The sequence below is a fragment of the Pseudomonas sp. Bc-h genome, from assembly GCF_002080045.1.
In the GTDB taxonomy this organism is placed as follows: Bacteria; Pseudomonadota; Gammaproteobacteria; order Pseudomonadales; family Pseudomonadaceae; genus Aquipseudomonas.
This window is the reverse complement of sequence record NZ_MUIN01000011.1, coordinates 579449-596471: the sequence shown is the minus strand read 5'-3', so window position 1 is coordinate 596471 and position 17023 is coordinate 579449. Positions and strand designations below refer to the sequence as shown.

Below are 17023 nucleotides of genomic sequence, written 5' to 3'. Positions count from 1 at the left end.
CCGCACGGGGCAATATGTAGTCCTGTGGGGGCGAACTCATTCACGATGCAATCTGGCACGCGGCAAAGATGCGGTGAATGCACCGATGTCTCGCGGATGAATTCGCTCCCACAGTCATTTTTCGTAGATCCGAAGGGCCAGGCCATGACCGATCCGCTCGACAAAGCCACCTCCAAAGCCCCGCCAACCCTTGGTGAAGGTTGCCTCAGCCGTTACGACCCCGATGCGTTGTCGCCCGAAGATGGCACCGAGTTCGAAGGTGCGCAGCAGTTGTGGGAGCAGCTCAAACCTGAAGCCCAGGGCGATGAAAATTCAGGCAGTTTTGATCCGAAGTAGCTTGATCAGCAACGGACGCCCGACCATCAGCAAGAACACCGGGCCGCCTGCCACCAGGTAGAAGTAGTAGGTGACGATCCGCCAGATCAGAATCGCGGCCGCCGCCGTCGATTTGCCCACCATCGGCGCCAGCAAGGCCGCCGACGTCAATTCCGCAGCGCCCGCCCCACCTGGCGACAGACTGAACTGCCCGGCACTCAGGGACAGCATCTGCACCAGGAATGTCCACGCCCAGTCGATGTCGACCCCCAGTCCCTGCAAAGCCAAATACATCACGCTGTAGCGCAGACTCCAGTGAATACAGGTCAACGCGAACACCTTCAGCAGAATGCGATGAGGCATCTTCCAGGTTTCGGCCAGCGCGTCGCGAAAATGCAGGAGTTTGCGCGCCCAGCGAATAAGGGTGGTGTTTTTGCGTTTCAGGCGTTTGAGCAGCTTGCCATTGAACAGGATGATGCGCCGATGATAGCGCGCGAAACCTGCACAGGCGCACAGACCTGCGCCGATCAGCAGCGCGCTTGCTATGAGCATCCACTCAAGGTTTTCGCTGAGTTTGTGAAATACCGCATAGATGAGGATGCCGATCAGCGCGAGCAGGAAGAACACCAGATCATTGAGCTGATCTGTTGCAAACGCGGCCGTGCTTTTTGCCGGGCCGATTCCGCTGCGCGACAGCAGCGCGACCAGCGTCAATGGCGCACCACTGCCTCCCGGCGTCGCGCAATAGGCGAACTCCGTGGCCATGACCACGCCGAGACTCTTGCGCATGCCCAGCCCGCTGGCGCTGTCGCCCAACAGCAGGCGCAGGCGCATGGTGTTCATGCACCAACCCACCAGAACCATGCCGAACATGCCCAGCAGCAGTGAGAGCGGAAAATTGCGCAGGCGATGGAACATGTCCGCGCCGCCCATAAAGAAGGGGATAAGCAAAGCCAGTAACAGAACCACTGTGAGCCACGCCAGTCGCTTCACGCCGCCGACCTTAAGGTGCGCTGGCGTTGCAGCCAGTCGAATTTGGTCATCGGTACGCGGCCGTTTTCCAGCAGACGCGTCAGGGTATGCAGCCAGTAGTTGCGGGAAAACTCATGACGCATGTCCACCGGGTGCAGACCCAGGCGAATGGTGGGGGCAGTTTGCAAATGAGCCTCACGATGATCGCTGATGATTTTCGACATCCCGCGACGCCAGGCGCTGCGAGCGCTCCAGACGATACCCGGTGCATCGATCGGGGAAAAGTCCGGCAGACGATACAGGTGTTGGGCATCACTGGTGTAGTCCAGCGGCAACTGACTCAGCGCTTGCCGAGTGCCTTTACTCATGAGCCAGGCGGGGGCGACAAAGCCACGCACCGGCCAGTCGTTGTGCTGAAACACTTCCATCCCCGCTTCCAGGCGTTGCATCGCCTGCTGGCGGTCGAGGGTATAGAACTCTCCCTCCCAGGTGTAAATGCGGCGCATGAAAAAATCCTGCGGGGTGCGCGGAGCAGGGCTGTCGTCGCAATGGTAATAGCCATGCAGGGCCAGTTCATCACCACGGGCGAGACGCTCATGCATGAGGCGTTGAAAGGAGGGCGATTTATCAACAAGGTCTGCTTTGTGAAAGTCCGGGACAACCAGCCAGGTCATGGGAATGTTGCCCAGTGCGTCGACAGTTTCGATAAAAGGGCGATAGTCCTGCCACGTTTGGGGCGCCACGTCGTGCAGGACCAGTAAAACACTGCGCTCATTCGTCGTCTCAGCCATGAGCGTAGGCCGCCGCAGTTGAACCAAGTACCGATTGGTAATGGCCGAGCAAGCCCAATACCACAGCGTCCCAAGCGTAATGTCGTTCAACATGCAGGCGTGCCGCGCGCCCTTTGACTGAGGTTTCATTCCGGAACAGCTGGCGTACAGCCGCAGCCATCGCTTTCGGTTGATTGGGTTCGCATAACAACCCGCAGCCTTCGGGAATGAGCTCGCGAAAAGCCCCTGCATCGACCGCAACCACCGGCGTGCCGCAGGCCATGGCTTCAAGCACCACCAGGCCGAACGTTTCTTGATCGCCGGCATGCAGCAGTGCATCGGCACTGGCCAGTAGTCGTGCGACTCGCGCAGCCGGGCAGAAGTGATCAATGACCGAAACGTTTTTTGGCACCTTTTTGGGCATGTGGGAACCCACCAGCAGCAGATGATAGTCCTTGCCCAGCAGTTTCATGCAACCGAGCAACACGTCCAGATTTTTCTCGCGCGAACCTCTTCCGGCGAATATTAAAAGGCGAGTGTCTTCGTTCAGTCCCAGTTGCGCTTTTACCCCGGAATCACGCCGAGAAGGGGCGAAAGTTTCGAGGTCGACACCCAAAGGTTGAACGTGCACATTTCGAACGCCCAAACGCGTCAGCTTTTCAGCCATGGCGGCGCTGGGGGCGAGAACCCGGTCGAAGTTGCCGTAGAGTTTGCTGACGTAGGTCTCGACGTTATTCCCCAGCCAGTTGCCGATACGGTTACTGACCAGCAGCGGCAGGTCGGAATGATAGAAGCCGATCACTGGCACATCTAGTTGACGCCGCGCGTCCAGCGCGGCCCATGCGGTGAGATAGGGATCGCCAGCCTCGATCAGATCTGGCTGAAGATCGTGAAGGGCCTTTCGCCAGGGCGCCACGCGCAAGGGAAAACGATAGCCGTTGCCGAATGGAACAGGCGGGGCAGGAACGCTGTACACGCCATCTTTATGGGCGACGCCGGGGCCGGGAATCAGAAGGCTGTGTCGAACATCGGGATAAAGCGCCAGCCGACGATGCTTGGCATCCAGATAAGTACGCACACCACCACTGGCAGGGGCGTAGAACATGGTCATGTCAGCGATATGCACGATTGCCTCCATCCGACGGCGTTTCATCCTTGGTTGACCACTCTCAATAATAGATGTTCGTTCAGGATTGCGTGCGCAAGGCCCGCCCTGTAGTGGGCATCTCGCGGCTTGGACTAGAGTGAAGGAGCCGACTTGGGTTGGCGATTCAGGGCTGGCCCAGTAGCTATGCTGCGTCGGCCGTTCAGATAACGACAGTGTGATCCGTGGGTGAAGACATGCCGGACTCTCGACAAATTCTCATTGGCGCAGGCCTCGACGGTCAGCCAATCGGCCAGGCGTTGCGTCTGGCCAATCGGCACGGACTGGTGGCAGGCGCCACGGGCACAGGCAAGACGGTGACCCTTCAGCGCCTGGCTGAAGTGTTCAGTGATGCCGGCGTGGCGGTGTTCGCAGCGGACATCAAGGGCGACCTCTGCGGCCTCGGCGCGGCGGGAAACCCGCAAGGCAAGATCGCCGAACGCATCGCCGGCATGCCGTGGCTGAACCACAAACCTCAGGGGTATCCGGTGACGTTGTGGGATGTCCACGGGGAATCTGGACATCCGTTGCGCACGACGTTGTCCGAGATGGGGCCCTTGCTGCTGGGAAGCCTGCTGGAACTCACCGACAGCCAACAATCGGCGCTTTACGCCGCATTCAAGGTCGCTGACCGCGAAGGTTTGCTGCTTCTGGATATCAAGGATCTCAAGGCGCTGCTCAATTACCTGCGTGATAACCCGCAAGTGCTGGGAGAAGACAGTGCGCTGATGACCACCGGATCCAGTCAGGCATTGTTACGCCGACTGGCGGTCTTGGAGCAACAGGGCGCCGAGGCGCTGTTCGGCGAACCGGCGCTGCACCTTGAAGACATTCTGCAGCCCGCCAGTGATGGGCGTGGGCGTATCCACCTGCTCGATGCCAGTCGTCTGGTGCACGAAGCGCCAAAGGTCTACGCGACTTTCCTGCTGTGGTTACTGGCCGAATTGTTCGAGCAGCTGCCGGAACGCGGCGATGCCGACAAACCGTTGCTGGCGCTGTTCTTCGACGAGGCGCATCTGCTATTCGCCGATACACCGAAGGCGTTGCAGGATCGCCTTGAACAGGTGGTCAGGTTGATTCGGTCCAAGGGCGTTGGCGTGTATTTCGTCACTCAGTCACCGGGCGATCTGCCGGACAACATCCTCGCCCAGCTTGGGCTGCGTGTTCAGCATGGTCTGCGCGCCTTCACCAGCAAAGAGCAAAAGTCTCTCAGAGCAGTGGCCGACGGCTTTCGGCCCAACCCCGAGTTTGATGCGCTCACGGTGCTGACGGAGTTGGGCATCGGCGAGGCTCTCGTGGGGACATTGCAGGAAAAAGGCACGCCGGAGATTGTCCAGCGAGTGCTGGTAGCGCCACCGCAGTCGCGAATCGGGCCGTTGAGTGGAGCAGAGCGCGCGGCGTTGATCGCTCAGTCGCCATTGGCCGGGCGTTATGACAAACCGGTTGATCGTGAGTCCGCCTATGAAATGCTCCTGGCGCGCAAGGGAACAGTGCCTGAAGCGGGGACGGCCTCAGCCGGTGAGGAAAAATCCGAGGGCGGTTTTGCCGATATGGCCGGTGGGTTTCTGGGGGGGCTGGCAGGGCAGGCGGTCAAGAGCGCGATGCGTCAGGCGGCCAATCAGATCGGGCGGGAGTTGGTGCGAGGCTTGATGGGGTCGTTGCTCGGCGGGAGCAAGAAACGGCGCTAGAGAATTGAAGATTGGATGATGTCCTGTAGCAGTCCGGCTAGCTGGCGGAGGCACTTTTAAGTCGCTACCGCCGGCAAGCCGGACTGCTATGGGTCAATCAATACGGATAGATCCTGGATCAAGCCAGCGCTTTGGACGCCAGCCAGAACAGACCCGCCGAGAGTGCGACGGTCGCTGGCAGGGTCAATACCCAGGCCAACAGGATGTTACGCACGGTGCCGCCTTGCAGGCCGCTCTTGTTCGCGACCATGGTCCCGGCCACACCGGACGACAGAATGTGAGTGGTCGACACCGGCAGGCTGAACACGTTGGCCAGGGCGATGGCACTGGCGGTGGTGATCTGAGCCGACATGCCCTGTGCGTAGGTCATGCCTTGCTTGCCGATTTTCTCGCCGATGGTCAAAACCACACGCTTCCAGCCGACCATGGTGCCAATACCCAGCGCCAATGCGACCGCAAAGATCACCCAGAACGGTGCGTATTCGGTGGTGGTGGTCAGGTCCTTGCGCAGTTTCTCGAGGTCGGACTTTTCCCGGGCATCAAGCGTCGGCAGCTTGCCAACCTTGCGCGCGGTATCGTCCAGACACAGCAGATAGCGGCGAACTTCGATGCGATGTTCAGGCGCGAGGCTGCGGTAGTCGGTCACGCCTTTGAGATTGGTCAGTAGGGCATCGATGGTCGGCTCGGTCTGCTCGGGATTGCAGCTGAAACGCTCGGGCAGGTCGCCAGTGGTCGATTTGCCCAGCGCCAGGTACTCGCCCAGCGTCGCGTTGTTGCGCTGGTAGAACTGGCTCAGATGCAGCGTCGCGTCGCGGGTACGCTCGATCTGGTAGGTAGTGGTGCTCAGGTCCAGAACGAACTGCGCCGGTACGATACCGATCAGCACCAGCATGATAAGGCCGATACCTTTCTGACCATCGTTGGAGCCGTGTACGAAGCTGACGGCCATCGCTGAAATCACCAGTACCAGACGGTTCCAGAACGGCGGGTGTTTTTTGTCGTCGAGCTTGCGGCGCTGTTCCGGGGTCTTGTGCATCTTCGACAATGGACGCCAAGCCTTGAGACCAAGGAGCACGAGCGCTGCGACGATGAACCCCATCAGCGGCGAGAACACCAGCGAGGCGCCGATATCGATTGCCTTCTGCCAGTTCACCCCGTCGGCCAACGGAATGTTGTTGATCAATGCGTTGGCCAGACCTACGCCCAGTATCGACCCGATCAGCGTATGGGAGCTGGAAGCGGGGATACCGAAGTACCACGTACCCAGGTTCCAGGTGATCGCAGCGGCCAGCAGCGAGAACACCATTGCCAGGCCATGACCTGTGTTGACGTTGATCAGCAGCTCGACCGGCAGCAGGTGAACGATGGCATAAGCCACGCCGACGCCGCCGAGCAACACCCCGAGAAAGTTGAACACACCCGAGAAGAACACCGCCAGGTGAGGCGGCATGGCCTTGGTGTAAATGACTGTCGCCACCGCGTTGGCGGTGTCATGAAAGCCGTTGATGAACTCGAAGGTGAGGACAAAAGCCAGGGCGAGCAGCAGGCTCACAATCACCCAAGCATCCAGTCCGCTGAATAAATCGATCATGGAAGGTTTTCTGACCCGGTATTAAGGGGGCGGGATTATGACAGAAAAAAAACTAATCGATAGGCAAGCCGCCAATTGGTAGCAACCTGCAACGAAAATTCTGTTCATCCAGGCCGTTGACTTCCTGTCAGGAAGCGAAACGCAAGCGCGCAAGCTTCACCTTAGCTGAAACCGGGCAAGGGGGAATCGAGCAGTTGAGCGCCGTTCACGCCCACGGCGATTCAAGAAACCGCCATCAAGGCTCTTCTTTTAGCTCGCTTTCCATCTTCTGAAGTTCTTGCTTGAACGCTTGGTCCAGCAGGCTGGCGCGTTTGCGCCAAGGCTTGCGTTCAGGCTCGGGTTGAGCGGCGTAGGTGGTCACTTCGCCACCGTACACTTCCTTGTAACGTTGTTCCTGGCGCTCTAATTCTGCGCGCAGTTCATCTTTGGTCACGTTATTACCTGATCGTGTCGAGTTTGGTTCTGGCGATAACGCAGTGACTGAAAGTGCGGGAAACCATTGACAGATCGGCGTGAAGATAAACGTTTGCGATGAGTCTTTGGCGAAAGTAATAAACACTTCAGTCACATGCGGCTACGGGCACCAGAACGACATTGCTGTCGTAGCTACATTCTCTTTCTCGGGTTGCCAGGAGGCTGGCTCATTGACCAGGCTTCTGGCCTGTCTATCGCTGGGCAGTGCACTCGGGTAGTGCATGCAGCGGGTGATTGGATCCACGCCAGATTGGGCTTGGACGTCACACACGCCTCAGCGTTATAGCGCGTCAACTGCCGGTACTATCTCCAAGAATATGCAAAGAGTCAACTGCGCAAAGGGCATCTAATCAATTACAGAGGACAAATACTCTTTTCGTGTACGAAGCTTCCGAAGTTTCTGGCAGTGAAATTTACGACAGTAGTTTGTTATTCAATTCCGGAAGTCCTGAGACAAAAAACTGGCGACGTAATTCCTGAGAAATCCGACGGTCCGATCAATGTCGTTGTATCCGGATCCTTACAAACGAAATTCAAGGTGGGGAGGAGAGAAACAAAAACGGCCTCGCGATTAGCAAGGCCGTTGCCTGGGACTTCTCAGTGGGTACCTGACCAGTATTTCCAAGAAGCCACATGGTGGCGTGTGAAAGGTATAAGCAACGAGGCAACGGGTCAATTGCGATTATCGGCCACTGGTTCGATAATCGCCCAATTCGCCCTTGCCGTCGCATTGAAAAGAGGCGAGAGTGGCGCAACAGAAGGCCTCCGTGGCCACGACGAACGGTGTCACATGAACGATCAACTGCGAAATTCCTTTGCCTCTCTGGCTCCGCCCATCGTGGCGTCCCCGGCCAAGCGGATTCAGGCCCTGACAGGTGATCCGGATTTCATGACGTCGCTGGCGCGCGGGTTGGCGGTCATTCAAGCCTTTCAGGAACGCAAGCGACACCTGACCATTGCGCAGATCAGCCACCGCACTGAAATTCCTCGCGCAGCTGTCAGGCGGTGCCTGCACACGCTGATCAAGCTGGGCTATGCAACGACCGACGGCCGTACCTACTCTCTGCTGCCGAAGGTGCTCACCCTTGGCCATGCGTATCTGTCGTCGACGCCGCTGGCGGTTTCTTCCCAGCCTTATCTGGATCGCATGAGCAATCAGCTGCACGAGGCCTGCAACATGGCCACGCTGGAAGGCGATGACATCCTTTATATAGCGCGCTCTGCGACGACTCAGCGTCTGATCTCGGTAGACCTGGCGGTGGGCGGTCGTCTACCAGCCTATTGCACGTCCATGGGCCGGATTCTTCTGGCGGCGCTGGACGATGTGTCGCTGCACGAATACCTGGATCATGCCGATCTGCAACCCAAGACCAGCCGTACCCTGCGAACCCCCGAGGCGCTGCTTGAATGCCTGGAACAGGTTCGTCAGCAGGGGTGGTGCATTGTCGATCAGGAGCTGGAGCAGGGTTTGCGCTCCATCGCCGTGCCAGTGTACGACGCGTCGGGCCAGGTGCTTGCAGCGCTCAACGTCAGTACCAGTGCGGGGCGAGTGACACGCAACGAACTGGAGCAGAAGTTTCTCCCGATCATGCTCGATGCCAGCCGTGATCTGAGCACACAGCTGTTCACCTGACTGGTGCTACAAGCTCAGGCGAGGACTCTACTATCTGTTCGATTATCGAACGGTTAGTCGGTTATCGGATTGTCCCGCCTTACGCTCAGGCTTAACCTGAATCTCATTCCGGCGCTGCTCAGTGCGCCGCTCTCCGATCGAGATTTTTGAACCTGGAGCACCCATGGCTGAAACTCTTTCCATGATGCGTGATGTCTTCATCTGCGACGCCATCCGCACCCCCATCGGCCGTTTTGGCGGCGCACTGGCCACGGTTCGGGCCGATGATTTGGCGGCATTACCGATCAGGGCCTTGATGGAGCGCAATCCATCAGTGAACTGGAATGAAGTTGACGAGGTATTCCTCGGCTGCGCTAACCAGGCTGGTGAAGACAATCGTAATGTCGCGCGTATGGCTGCGTTGTTGGCGGGCCTGCCCGAAACCGTGCCGGGCATGACCTTGAACCGACTCTGCGCCTCGGGTCTGGATGCTGTCGGGACGGCGTTCCGTGCCATTGCCTGCGGCGAGATGGAGTTGGCGATTGCCGGGGGCGTCGAGTCCATGTCCCGCGCTCCGTTCGTAATGGGCAAGGCTGACACCGCCTTCGGGCGCGGTCAGAAGCTTGAAGACACCACGCTGGGATGGCGCTTCGTTAACCCCCAGATGAAGGATCTGTACGGCGTCGAGACCATGCCGCAGACCGGAGACAACGTAGCCGAGGACTTCAAGGTGTCTCGGGAAGACCAGGATGCTTTTGCCTTGCGCAGCCAGCAGCGCACGGCAGCGGCCCAGGCGTCGGGTTTCTTCGCTGAAGAAATCGTGCCGGTGCGTATCGCTCACAAAAAGGGTGAAACCGTCGTCGACAAGGACGAGCATCCGCGCGCCGATACAAGCCTGGAGGGACTGGCGAAGCTCAAGCCGGTCAATGGCGCTGGCAAGACAGTGACCGCAGGCAACGCTGCCGGTCTGAACGACGGCGCCGTGGCGCTGATTCTCGCCTCGGCCGAAGCGGTCGAGAAGCACGGTCTCACACCTCGCGCCAGGGTATTGGGCATGGCCAGCGCTGGCGTCGAGCCACGCGTGATGGGCATCGGCCCGGTTCCGGCGGTGCGCAAGCTGGTTGAGCGCCTGGGGCTGGCAGTTTCGGACTTCGACGTCATCGAACTCAACGAAGCCTTTGCCAGCCAAGGCTTGGCCGTCATGCGTGAACTGGGCATCGCCGACGATTCGCCGAAGGTCAACCCGAACGGAGGCGCCATTTCCTTGGGCCACCCTTTGGGAATGAGCGGAGCACGCCTGGTACTGACAGCGTTGCATCAATTGGAGAAAACCGGCGGCAGCAAGGGACTGGCTACCATGTGCGTCGGTGTAGGACAGGGCTTGGCTCTGGCAATAGAAAGATAAGCGACACACGTCTGAAATCAACTACCCGAGCTGTCGATTGCCTCCACGAAAAGGCCACTCGACGGCTTGGGCGGTTGTCCTTGTGATGTCGAAGTGTTACTGCTTAAGTCTAAGTGTTGCAGACTATGTCGTAGACTGGTGGTTGGATCCTGGTCGAACCGACTGGTCTTTTAAAAAACTGGGGAAAAATAATGACAACGACTCACTACACCGGAGAAGAAAGGAGCAAACGGATTTTTGCGATTGTAGGTGCCTCTTCAGGCAACCTTGTGGAATGGTTCGACTTCTATGTCTATGCCTTCTGCGCGATCTACTTTGCACCGGCTTTCTTCCCGTCCGATGACCCGACCGTGCAACTGCTCAACACGGCGGGCGTGTTTGCCGCGGGCTTCCTGATGCGTCCCATCGGCGGCTGGCTGTTCGGTCGTGTGGCCGACAAGCATGGCCGCAAGAACTCGATGATGATCTCGGTCCTGATGATGTGCGCGGGCTCGCTGGTCATCGCCTGTCTGCCGACCTACGCCTCGATCGGTGCCTGGGCGCCGTTTCTGTTGCTGATCGCGCGCCTGTTCCAAGGGCTGTCGGTGGGTGGCGAATACGGCACCACGGCGACTTATATGAGCGAAGTCGCGCTGCGGGGGCAGCGTGGGTTCTTCGCCTCTTTCCAGTATGTAACGCTGATCGGCGGCCAGTTGCTGGCGGTCCTGACCGTGGTCATCCTGCAGCAATTCCTCAGCGCCGATGAGCTCAAAGCCTACGGCTGGCGGATTCCGTTCGTGGTCGGCGCCATTGCCGCAGTGATTTCGCTGCTGCTGCGTCGCTCGCTGAAGGAAACCACCACCGCTGAAGTGCGTCAGGACAAAGACGCCGGCAGCATCGCGGCATTGTTTCGCGATCACAAAGCCGCGTTCATTACCGTGCTTGGTTACACCGCTGGTGGTTCGCTGATTTTCTACACGTTCACCACTTACATGCAGAAGTATCTGGTGAACACTGTTCACATGGACCCCAAGGTCGCGAGCTACATCATGACCGGCGCGCTGTTCCTTTACATGTGCATGCAGCCGGTGTTCGGCGCTCTGGCGGACAAGATCGGCCGACGCGCCTCGATGCTGTGGTTCGGTGGCCTGGGAACCCTGTGCACCGTGCCGCTGTTGATGACGCTCAAAACCACCACCAGTCCGGTGTTGGCGTTTGTGCTCATCACCCTGGCACTGGCAATCGTCAGTTTCTACACCTCGATCAGCGGTCTGGTAAAAGCCGAAATGTTCCCGGTCCAGGTGCGGGCACTGGGCGTCGGTCTGGCGTACGCCGTGGCTAATGCGATCTTTGGCGGTTCAGCGGAATTCGTCGCGCTGAACTTCAAGAACATGGGCATTGAAAGTACGTTCTACTGGTACGTCACCGCCATGATGGCGATTGCCTTCCTGTTCAGCCTGCGGTTGCCGAAGAAGCCGGCGTACCTGCACGAAGATCTCTGATTCAATCGCGCGCGCCTGTGATCGGGCGCGCGTCATCCATACTCTTCAATGACTTTTTCGCAAAGTGCTCAACAAAAGGGAGCTGCTATGGCATTCGTACAACTTGAAGACGGTGAACTGCATTATCAGATCGAGGGCCCTGCGGGTGCGCCGGTGCTGGTCCTGTCCAATTCGCTGGGTACCGATCTGCACATGTGGGACGCGCAGATCGCATCGTTCAGCAAGTCGTTCCGCGTCGTGCGTTACGACACGCGTGGCCATGGCAAATCCCTTGTCACTCAAGGCCCGTACACCATCGAGCAACTCGGGCGCGATGTACTGGCGCTGCTCGATGCGCTGAAAGTTGAAAAGGCGCATTTCTGTGGCCTGTCCATGGGTGGGCTGATTGGTCAGTGGCTGGGAATTCATGCCAACAACCGTCTGCACAAGCTGATTCTGTGCAACACCGCGGCGAAGATCGGTGGCCCTGAAATGTGGGGGCCTCGCATCGAGATGGTGGAGAAGGGCGGCGAGCAAGCGATGAAGGAATTGGGTGCCGGCGCGGTAGGACGCTGGTTTACCCCAGACTTCGCCCGCGATCATGCGGATAAGGTCGCGGCGGTAACCGACGTTCTGGCGGCGACTTCACCGCTGGGCTATGCCGCATGTTGCGCGGCGGTGCGTGACGCGGATTTGCGCAAGCAGGTGGGATCGATCACCGTCGACACGCTGATCATTTGTGGCAGTCATGATTCGGTGACGACCGTCGCAGACGGGCACTATCTGCAGAACCACATTCATGGGTCGCAGCTGTCGGATTACTACGCGGCGCACCTGTCGAGCGTTGAGTTGGGCGAGACGTTCAGCTTGCGGGTGACGGAATTTCTGTTGAGCTGAGCGCCAACTGGAGTGACGAAGGCCGTCATCCACAGATAGGTTTGCTGTGTGAGCAGGCATAAAAAACCCACCTTGCGGTGGGTTTCTTATGAGCGGTGAATCAGAACATGCGCATTTCAGGCACATCGCCCGAAGTCGGTTTTTTCTGACCGGTCTGGGTCTGCTCGTACCAGCCGCCACCGAGGGCGCGGTACAGATTGACCTCGGCAGACAGCTGCGACAGGCGATCGGTGATCAACGACTGTTGCGCGCTGAACAACTGACGCTGGGCATCGAGGAAGGTCAGGTTGCTGTCGACGCCGATACGATAGCGACGCTCTGCCAGGCGGTAGTAGTCCTGGTTGGCGTTGACGAAATCGGTCTGCGCCTTGAGCTGATCGACGAAAGTCTTGCGCGAGGCCAGGCCGTCGGAGACTTCCTGAAACGCGGTCTGAATGGCCTTCTCGTAGTTGGCGACGCCGATGTCTTTCTGGATCTTCGAGTAGTCCAGGCTGGCGCGCAGGCTGCCCGCGTTGAAGATCGGGAGATTGATCGTTGGCTGGAACAGCCAAGTACCCGAACCGCCTTTGAACAATCCGCTCAGATCACCGCTCGCAGTGCCGGCACTGGCCGTCAGGCTAATGCTCGGGAAAAACGCTGCGCGTGCCGCGCCGATGTTGGCGTTGGCGGCCTTCAGGCTGTGTTCGGCTTGAAGGATGTCCGGACGACGTTGCAACAATTCGGAAGGCAAGCCCGCTGGCATTTCATTGAGCATATCGGCGCTCAACGGCTGCGGCGCTGGCAGGTTGGCAGGCAGGCCGGTACCCAGCAGCAGGACCAGATTGTTCTCGTCCTGCGCGACCAGACGCTGGTAGCGAGCCAGACTGACGCGGGCGCTTTCCACCGAGGTACGCGACTGCGCAAGGTCCAGTGCCGAGGCCACACCCACTTCGTTGCTGCGCGAGGTCAGGCGCAAGCTTTCTTCAAAGGCACCGAGGGTGTCTTGCGTCAGCTTGAGCAGCTCCTTGTCCGCTTCCCAGGTCAGATAAGCGTTGGCGACGTTGGCCACCAGGCTGATCTGCGTGCTGCGACGGGCTTCTTCGCCAGCGAAGTAGGTTTCCAGAGCCTGCTCGCTCAGGCTGCGAACACGACCGAACAGGTCCAGCTCATAGGAGCTGACACCCAGACCCACCGAGTACTGGCTGGTGATACCGGATTCGCCAGTCTGCGACAGGTCCCCCGGAACCCGCTGACGGGTTCCGGTGGCTTCAGCGTTCACTGCCGGGTACAGATCCGCACGCTGAATGCGGTACTGCGCACGGTAGGCGTCGATGTTCAGGGCCGCGACACGCAGGTCGCGGTTGTTGGTCAGGGCCGTCTGAATCAGCTGTTGCAGGGCCGGGTCATGAAAAAACTGACGCCAGCCCTGTTCGGCGGCTGCCTGGTTGGCCGCTTCGGCCGGCGAGTACGCCGGACCTTGCGGATACTGAGCGGCCACCGGTGCTGCAGGTTGCTTGTAATCAGGGATCAACGAGCAGCCGCTAAGCACGAACGCGGTAACTGCCAGAGAGATCAGGGACTTGCTCATTGGCCAGCCTCATCGTGTGGGATGTGTTTCTGTTTGCTCTTGAACAGCGAGGATACCGATACGAAGAACAACGGTACCCAGAAGATCGCCAGAATAGTCGCGGTAATCATACCGCCGATTACGCCAGTACCGATCGAATGCTGGCTACCTGAGCCTGCGCCGGTGGAAATGGTCAGCGGTACCACACCGAGGATGAACGCCATGGACGTCATCACGATCGGACGCAGACGCATCCGGCACGCTTCGATTGCCGCGTCGGCCAGGCTCTTGCCTTGCTCGTGCAGCTCCTTGGCAAACTCGACGATCAGAATGGCGTTCTTCGCCGCCAGGCCCACCGTCACCAACAGGCCTACCTGGAAGAACACGTCGTTGGACAGGCCGCGCAAACTCGTTGCCATCAACGCACCGATGACACCCAGCGGGACGACCAACAGAACGGCAATCGGGATCGACCAGCTTTCATACAGCGCCGCCAGACAGAGGAATACGACGAGTACGGAAATCGCGTACAGCGCTGGTGCCTGCGAACCGGAGAGTCGTTCTTCGAATGACAGACCTGTCCAGGAATAGCCGATGCCCTGCGGCAACTGCTTGGACAGACGTTCGATCTCGGCCATCGCCTGACCGGTACTGTAGCCCGGGGCCGGGGTACCGAGGACCTCTTCAGCGGGAACACCGTTGTAACGCGACAGTTTCGGCGAGCCGAATACCCATTCGCCGCCCGCGAAGGCATCGAAAGGTACCATCGTGCCGCTGCTATTGCGCACGTACCATTTCTTCAGGTCTTCAGGGCTCATCCGGGATTTCGGGTTACCCATGATGTAGACCTTCTTGACGCGGCCACGGTCGATGAAGTCGTTGACGTAACTGCCGCCCATGGCCACCGACAGGGTGGTGTTGATGTCGGACTGCGTTACGCCCAGAGCGCGGGCTTTTTCGTCGTCAATGATCAACTGGTACTGAGGCTCGTCCGTCAGGCCATTGGGGCGTACGCCTGCCAGAACCTTGCTTTGTGACGCCAGGCCCAACAGTTGGTTACGCGCCTGCATGAGCTTTTCATGGCCCAGGCCAGCCTGATCCTGCAGGTAAACGTCGAAACCGGTGGCGTTACCCAGTTCCAGCACCGCAGGAGGAACAACAGCGAAGGACATCGCGTCGCGGAAGCCGAAGAAGTGCTGCTGTGCACGCTTGGCCACTTCAAACACGCTGTTGGAGGAGTCACGCTCTTCCCACGGCTTGAGCAACACGAACGCAAGCCCCGAGCTTTGACCACGGCCTGCGAAGTTGAAGCCGTTGACCGAGAATACCGATTTGACGCCCGGGTCGGTCAGCAGGAACTCACGCATCTTGTCCAGGGTGCCTTGCGTCCGCTCGGCAGTAGAGCCTGGCGGTGTCTGGACCTGGGCGAAAATCACACCTTGGTCTTCTTCAGGCAGGAACGCCGTCGGAATGCGGGTGAACATCCAGATCATGCCGGCGAAGATCAGTATGTAAACAAGGAATGCCGGGATCTTGTGGCGGATGACATTACCGACGCCACGCTCGTAGCTCAGTACGCTGCGATCAAAGGTGCGGTTGAACCAGCCGAAGAAACCCTTGCGCGGCTGACCGTGTTTTTCCGGGTTGATCGGTTTGAGCATGGTGGCGCAGAGTGCCGGCGTGAAGACCAACGCGACCAGCACCGACAGCGCCATGGCGGATACTACGGTGATCGAGAACTGCCGATAGATCACACCGGTCGAGCCGCCGAAGAAGGCCATTGGCAGCAGTACGGCCGAGAGCACCATGGCGATACCTACCAGCGCGCCCTGGATCTGCTCCATGGACTTGCGGGTCGCGTCCCGGGGAGATAAATGCTCCTCGGCCATTACCCGCTCGACGTTCTCCACCACAACGATGGCATCGTCCACCAAAAGGCCGATTGCCAACACCATACCGAACATGGTCAGCGTGTTGATGGTGAAGCCGGCTGCCGCAAGAATGCCGAAAGTCCCCAGCAATACCACCGGTACCGTCAGCGTGGTGATGACGGTGGCGCGGAAGTTCTGCAGGAACAGGTACATCACCAGGAACACGAGGATGATCGCTTCACCCAGGGTGTGTACCACGCCGGTGATCGACTCCTTGACGACTGGCGTCGTGTCATACGGGTAAACGACTTTCATGCCTGGCGGGAAAAACGGCTCAAGTCGGCTAAGGGTGTCGCGGATCGCCTTGGAAGTGTCCAGGGCGTTGGCGCCGGTGGCCAGTTTGATCGCCAGACCCGAAGCAGGCTTGCCGTTGAACTGTGCGTCGACGCTGTAGTTTTCGCCGCCCAGGCCAATGCTTGCGACGTCTTTGAGGCGTACTTGCGAGCCGTCCTGATTGACCTTAAGCAGGATGTTGCCGAACTGCTCGGCGGTTTGCAGGCGCGTCTTGCCGATGATGGTTGCGTTGAGTTGCTGACCTTTGACGGCAGGCAGACCACCAATCTGACCGGACGATACCTGAACGTTCTGCGCAGTAATGGCGGATTTCACGTCGACCGGGGTCAGTTGGAAGTTGTTCAGTTTGTCCGGGTCGAGCCAGATACGCATCGCATACTGTGCACCGAACACCTGGAAGTCACCCACACCTGGCGTACGCGCGATGGGGTCCTGAATGTTGGACACGATGTAGTTGGACAAGTCCTCCTTGCCCATGCTGCCGTCTTCGGATACCAGACCGACCACCAACAGGAAGTTCTTCACGGCCTTAGTGACGCGCAGGCCCTGCTGTTGCACCTCTTGGGGCAGCAGCGGGGTCGCCAGGTTCAGCTTGTTCTGTACCTGAACCTGCGCGATGTCCGGGTTAGTCCCCTGGTTGAAGGTAACGGTGATGGTCATGCTGCCATCGGAGTTACTTTCCGAAGAGATGTAGCGCAGGTTGTCGATACCGTTCATCTGCTGTTCGATCACCTGAACCACGGTGTCCTGCACGGTCTGTGCAGACGCACCTGGGTAGGTCACCTGAATCGCGATGGCCGGCGGCGCAATCGCCGGGTACTGGTTGATCGGCAAGTTGAGGATCGATAAAGCTCCGACCAGCATGATCACGAGGGCAATTACCCACGCGAAAATGGGACGGTCGATGAAAAACTTCGACATGGA

The 17023-nt window shown here is 58.9% G+C and carries 13 protein-coding genes; 6 read left to right on the top strand and 7 right to left on the bottom strand.

Annotated elements, in window-relative coordinates; translation table 11 throughout:
* Positions 1–144 precede the first annotated feature (144 nt).
* The gene (locus BWR59_RS23025) at positions 145–336 is read left to right on the top strand and encodes a hypothetical protein (RefSeq protein WP_081567968.1); all 192 of its coding nucleotides are present in this window, start codon (positions 145–147) and stop codon (positions 334–336) included.
* Here BWR59_RS23025 and BWR59_RS23020 read toward each other — a convergent pair.
* Genes BWR59_RS23020 through BWR59_RS23010 form a run of 3 tightly spaced genes read right to left on the bottom strand, consistent with a single transcriptional unit; the run spans position 313 to position 3183 of the window.
* Positions 313–1308, bottom strand: coding sequence for a lysylphosphatidylglycerol synthase transmembrane domain-containing protein (locus BWR59_RS23020; RefSeq protein ID WP_081567918.1), 996 nt, complete (start codon positions 1306–1308; stop codon positions 313–315). The two genes, BWR59_RS23025 and BWR59_RS23020, sit on opposite strands and share 24 nt — an antisense overlap.
* A complete protein-coding gene (locus tag BWR59_RS23015) occupies positions 1305–2078 on the bottom strand; it encodes a polysaccharide deacetylase family protein (RefSeq protein ID WP_081567917.1) in 774 nt (257 codons plus the stop codon). Before BWR59_RS23015 ends, BWR59_RS23020 begins: the two co-directional genes overlap by 4 nt.
* Positions 2071–3183 (bottom strand): glycosyltransferase family 1 protein, encoded by a 1113-nt coding sequence (locus tag BWR59_RS23010; RefSeq protein WP_081567967.1) that lies wholly within the window; start codon positions 3181–3183, stop codon positions 2071–2073. The genes BWR59_RS23015 and BWR59_RS23010 overlap by 8 nt, the downstream gene beginning before the upstream one ends.
* Positions 3184–3398: 215 nt before the next feature.
* On the opposite strand from BWR59_RS23010, the gene BWR59_RS23005 reads away from it, so the two are divergent.
* Entirely contained in the window at positions 3399–4889 is a 1491-nt protein-coding gene (locus BWR59_RS23005; protein WP_081567966.1) for a helicase HerA-like domain-containing protein, read from the top strand.
* 118 nt (positions 4890–5007) lie between these two features.
* Here the strand turns inward: BWR59_RS23005 and BWR59_RS23000 are convergent, their stop codons facing one another.
* Together BWR59_RS23000 and BWR59_RS22995 are read right to left on the bottom strand one after the other, a co-directional pair.
* Positions 5008–6480, bottom strand: a complete 1473-nt coding sequence (locus BWR59_RS23000) for an inorganic phosphate transporter (protein ID WP_081567916.1) — start codon at positions 6478–6480, stop codon at positions 5008–5010.
* A gap of 235 nt (positions 6481–6715) precedes the next feature.
* The gene (locus BWR59_RS22995; RefSeq protein WP_081567915.1) at positions 6716–6913 is read right to left on the bottom strand and encodes a hypothetical protein; all 198 of its coding nucleotides are present in this window, start codon (positions 6911–6913) and stop codon (positions 6716–6718) included.
* A gap of 831 nt (positions 6914–7744) precedes the next feature.
* Here BWR59_RS22995 and pcaR point away from each other — a divergent pair.
* From pcaR to pcaD, 4 genes are all read left to right on the top strand, one after another.
* On the top strand, positions 7745–8587 hold the full coding sequence (gene pcaR / locus BWR59_RS22990) for a pca regulon transcriptional regulator PcaR (protein WP_081567914.1): 843 nt from the start codon (positions 7745–7747) through the stop codon (positions 8585–8587).
* Positions 8588–8768: 181 nt separating this feature from the next.
* Complete coding sequence (gene pcaF / locus BWR59_RS22985; protein ID WP_168184527.1) at positions 8769–9971, top strand: 3-oxoadipyl-CoA thiolase; 1203 nt, start codon at positions 8769–8771, stop codon at positions 9969–9971.
* Between the two features lie 191 nt (positions 9972–10162).
* Positions 10163–11452 (top strand): MFS family transporter, encoded by a 1290-nt coding sequence (locus tag BWR59_RS22980; RefSeq protein WP_081567913.1) that lies wholly within the window; start codon positions 10163–10165, stop codon positions 11450–11452.
* A gap of 87 nt (positions 11453–11539) precedes the next feature.
* Positions 11540–12328 carry a 3-oxoadipate enol-lactonase gene (gene pcaD / locus BWR59_RS22975; RefSeq protein ID WP_081567912.1) on the top strand — a complete coding sequence of 263 codons (789 nt, stop codon included), beginning with the start codon at positions 11540–11542 and terminating at the stop codon, positions 12326–12328.
* Between the two features lie 100 nt (positions 12329–12428).
* Here the strand turns inward: pcaD and BWR59_RS22970 are convergent, their stop codons facing one another.
* Complete coding sequence (locus BWR59_RS22970; protein WP_081567911.1) at positions 12429–13895, bottom strand: AdeC/AdeK/OprM family multidrug efflux complex outer membrane factor; 1467 nt, start codon at positions 13893–13895, stop codon at positions 12429–12431.
* A complete protein-coding gene (locus tag BWR59_RS22965) occupies positions 13892–17020 on the bottom strand; it encodes an efflux RND transporter permease subunit (protein ID WP_081567910.1) in 3129 nt (1042 codons plus the stop codon). Before BWR59_RS22965 ends, BWR59_RS22970 begins: the two co-directional genes overlap by 4 nt.
* Between the last annotated feature and the right edge of the window lie 3 nt (positions 17021–17023).

Coding starts and splice junctions, on each gene's coding strand:
- BWR59_RS23025 (WP_081567968.1), top strand. CDS start 145: ATGACCGATCCGCTCGACAAAGCCACCTCCAAAGCCCCGCCAACCCTT.
- BWR59_RS23015 (WP_081567917.1), bottom strand. CDS start 2,078: ATGGCTGAGACGACGAATGAGCGCAGTGTTTTACTGGTCCTGCACGAC.
- BWR59_RS23005 (WP_081567966.1), top strand. CDS start 3,399: ATGCCGGACTCTCGACAAATTCTCATTGGCGCAGGCCTCGACGGTCAG.
- BWR59_RS23000 (WP_081567916.1), bottom strand. CDS start 6,480: ATGATCGATTTATTCAGCGGACTGGATGCTTGGGTGATTGTGAGCCTG.
- pcaR (WP_081567914.1), top strand. CDS start 7,745: ATGAACGATCAACTGCGAAATTCCTTTGCCTCTCTGGCTCCGCCCATC.
- pcaF (WP_168184527.1), top strand. CDS start 8,769: ATGATGCGTGATGTCTTCATCTGCGACGCCATCCGCACCCCCATCGGC.
- BWR59_RS22980 (WP_081567913.1), top strand. CDS start 10,163: ATGACAACGACTCACTACACCGGAGAAGAAAGGAGCAAACGGATTTTT.
- pcaD (WP_081567912.1), top strand. CDS start 11,540: ATGGCATTCGTACAACTTGAAGACGGTGAACTGCATTATCAGATCGAG.
- BWR59_RS22970 (WP_081567911.1), bottom strand. CDS start 13,895: ATGAGCAAGTCCCTGATCTCTCTGGCAGTTACCGCGTTCGTGCTTAGC.
- BWR59_RS22965 (WP_081567910.1), bottom strand. CDS start 17,020: ATGTCGAAGTTTTTCATCGACCGTCCCATTTTCGCGTGGGTAATTGCC.